The 3,323-nt window shown below is 42.3% G+C and carries 2 protein-coding genes and 1 pseudogene; 2 read left to right on the top strand and 1 reads right to left on the bottom strand.

Annotated elements, in window-relative coordinates:
* The first annotated feature begins 507 nt into the window (after positions 1-507).
* Entirely contained in the window at positions 508-1,422 is a 915-nt protein-coding gene (locus KIV40_RS23890) for a hypothetical protein (RefSeq protein WP_285351667.1), read from the top strand.
* A gap of 199 nt (positions 1,423-1,621) precedes the next feature.
* Positions 1,622-2,217 (top strand): annotated as a pseudogene (locus KIV40_RS23885) (tyrosine-type recombinase/integrase).
* Positions 2,218-2,513: 296 nt separating this feature from the next.
* Here KIV40_RS23885 and KIV40_RS23880 read toward each other — a convergent pair.
* Entirely contained in the window at positions 2,514-3,155 is a 642-nt protein-coding gene (locus KIV40_RS23880; RefSeq protein ID WP_285351666.1) for a glutathione S-transferase, read from the bottom strand.
* Positions 3,156-3,323: the final 168 nt, after the last annotated feature.

Raw genomic sequence — 3,323 nt, 5'->3', positions numbered from 1 at the left:
TCACGTCGCACGCCCCATTGTCATTTAGAGTTGAAACTCATTAACAGGCTGTTAATGCAAGCTTGTGATACATTTTATAATTGCTTTACGAAGTATCAGATATCAAAAAAAACTGCCAGTGAAAGATCTTCAGTTATTGGGCATCGAGTGAATACTATGCTCAATTTTATGGACGCTTTTGAAGTGCTAAACGTAAGTTTTTGTCCCATTAGACTTCATACCTTATGACTCACCGCCATACTCAAAAATAAAGTACAATTTTTTGAAGAAAGCTTGCTGTGTCATAAAAGATTTGTTATCCATAAAATATGAAACGAATTTATGTAAACGCAATTAACACGACCACTACCACCACGATAGATTTCGGGAGGTAACTTTTTGCATCTTTAAAAAACCCTCTGAGCGAAATTGCCAGAGGTTTTTTTTATACCTAAAATTCTAATTTAATTAGTGAAAATCAAAATTTTCTGAGTTGAACAGAATAGACAAGCTTTACTTGGAGCAGATATGAAATTAGCAAAAAATGAAAAGATAGATAACTCGGCTCCGCAGGTGCGCGGTGAAGCAAAGGCTCCTACTGGGGCAACTGAAACAACGCCAGTCATCATTTACGGCAAGCGTCGTATCAAGGATGGCATGTTAGAAGAGTTTAAGATCCAGTATCAAGCGTTTTCCAAGTCTGTCTACGAGAGCAATCCAGACGTTAAAGCTATCTTTGCATTTCCTGACAAAGAAGATCCATTGGTTTACTGGCATGTTATTTGGGTTAAGAGTGCAAATGCTTTCGCTAACGATTGGGACCGACCAAGTGAGAGTGAACCGTTATGGGCTACTTATAAAAGCACAGCAGAAGATCCTGACACACTGATTGTGTATGGTGGTTGGGATAAGGATACACTTGCTGAGACTCAGAATATTCCATGTGTGCGATACGATTTTAAGAAAAGCATGGCTGGTTTTATTAAAGCTGATGGCGGAGGAGAAGAGGGCCCAGCATTATTTGGATTTACAATGCGCTATGTTAAACCAGGCCAGATGAAAGAGTTGGGGACTTCTTTTCAGACTGTATGTAATTTATGGTATGAAAAAATTCCAGGGATCTTGATGGCCGCTGCATTTCCTGATGAAAAGATCCCGAATTTAGTCCATGACTTAAGGCTCTTTGCAAACCATAGCGCATTTTTGGCGCATGTAGATAAATCAGATAAAGAATTGACGGAAGCGATGGAGAGGTGGTTTGAGAACTACGACACAAGCATCCCATTCTCGGGTCAGCTTTACGCCGCCAGCACGAAAGATGACGCTCTGCATACAAGCTCGATCAAGTCCAGTTCAACCCCGCGAGCCCAGCTTGAGACGTTCCATTTTGGGAAGTCTGGTATGTTGGGCCAGATGCCGAATATGACGAGAAACGACTCGTGAACTATCGACTCTAATAATTCGCAAAACCAGGCCAATGTTACGGCGTGCCATGCCTCTACATTGGCAGGTGCGCAATGCATTAACCATGGTATTACTTAATCTAAATTGTTTATGTCCCCCGACGTTTCAGAGCTTCCTAAACCCTACTAAATTTGACTGCCAAACTTCATGTTGACCAAAACACTGAGAGGAGGTCATCATGAGAAAGTTGTCTTCTGGAAAATGCAGTGGCATCAAAAAGCCATTTAAGCTTGAAGAGATCTGGCGGATCAGAACTAGGCTGGAGATTGAAAATGATCTGATGCAGCTCGCACTACTGAACCTAGCTATAGATAGCAAGTTAATAGCGAGTGATTTACTAAAGCTACACGTTTACGATGTTTCTTCGCAAGGAGTTATCTATGAAAGGGTTCAGTGCATCCAGCAAAAATTGGCACCGATGTCCACTATGAGATTACTCCGAGAACACAGCAAAGTATTAGCCGATGGATTTTTGCAGCATGCCTAGAGGCAAGCAGTTTTCTATTCCCGAGTAGCCGACGCTTTGGGCAACCTATCAGCTACTCATTCTATCGTTCAATTATCAGGAACTGGGCTGTAAAACTGGGACTGAACGCTGACTATTACGGCACTCATTCCATGCGCCGCACCAAAGCCACGTTAATATACGCCAGAACGAAAAACATTAGGGCTGTACAGATTTTACTTGGACATTCGAAGCTAGATAACACAATGCGATATCTTGGCGTTGAACTAGAAGACGCTCTGAGGTTGTCTGAGAAAACAGACTGCTGACAGGTGCTGAAACAGGCTTTTCTTCTGAAAAGCCTGTGCCCCATTCGAAGTTACGCCTGATTAATACACTAATTCAGAAAGCTGCTTTTGGGATTACTTTTATTCATTTTTGATCGAAATAAGAAACAAGTAAAAAACAGATCTTCTTAACTCTCAATAACCTAAGTTCGAACCAATTAAAACGTAACAAAGCAAGAGTGAGTGGGTAACTCACTCTACTTTAAAGGGGTACCCAATACCTAAAAACGATTAGCTAGATAGTAAAGGTAAAGTGAGTTGAGCAATTATCAATGGATTTAGATAACATCACTATTTAGTGTCTCATTCCGTAGACCGACATTCGAAGGTTGCATAGGCACAAAGCCAGATAGCCCTTCTACTCGTTTGAGCCAAGCTTGCAAAACAGGGTAGTCAGCTAAACTTATCCCACCTTCTGGCGCTAACTTGATATAACTGTAGAGGGCTAAGTCCGCAATAGTAGGCTTTGTTCCGACCAACCATTGACGGCCATTTTGGTAAGTCTGGAGTTGTTTGAGAAGCTTATGTGCTTCATGAGTGAGCGGTGCACTGTCTATGCTGCGATTGAATAAGTTCGCTGCGCGAAGTTTGGCTATTGAGTTAGCTAGTCGATGAGCAGCTAGGGAAAGAAACTGCTCGATATGCGCACGTACCAGAGGCGACTTTGGAAGCCATATCTGTTCTCTATCATAAACGGTAGCAAGATAAACCAAGATCGCGTTTGAATCAGAAATGACGATTTCACCATCGACTAAAACTGGTATTTGTCCAAAGGGGTTAAGTGACAAAAACTCTGGCCTTTGATGTTCCCCAGTCGGTAAATCGACGGTAATGAGTTCAAAGTCCAATTCGAGGATATTTAATAGCATGTGCGCGCGGTGTGCGTGCCCTGACATGGGGTGCCAGTATAGTTTTATCATTGTTTTCTCCTAGCTCGTTGTCTGTTCTACAGAAGTGGACCCCAATGGTTGGACACATAAGCTAACTTCTTAAGTGGTTGATCCAGCTCATGCAGCGTATCTCTGCCTACCAAAGTAGGCTTCATCAGGAGTGAGGTCATTGAGTCCCTGATGGTTACGCTCCTCATT

The sequence above is a fragment of the Vibrio sp. D173a genome (assembly GCF_030248475.1).
Note: the sequence above shows the minus strand (reverse complement) of the source record. Positions and strands in the feature narration are given on the sequence as shown.

Coding starts and splice junctions, on each gene's coding strand:
- KIV40_RS23890 (WP_285351667.1), top strand. CDS start 508: ATGAAATTAGCAAAAAATGAAAAGATAGATAACTCGGCTCCGCAGGTG.
- KIV40_RS23880 (WP_285351666.1), bottom strand. CDS start 3,155: ATGATAAAACTATACTGGCACCCCATGTCAGGGCACGCACACCGCGCG.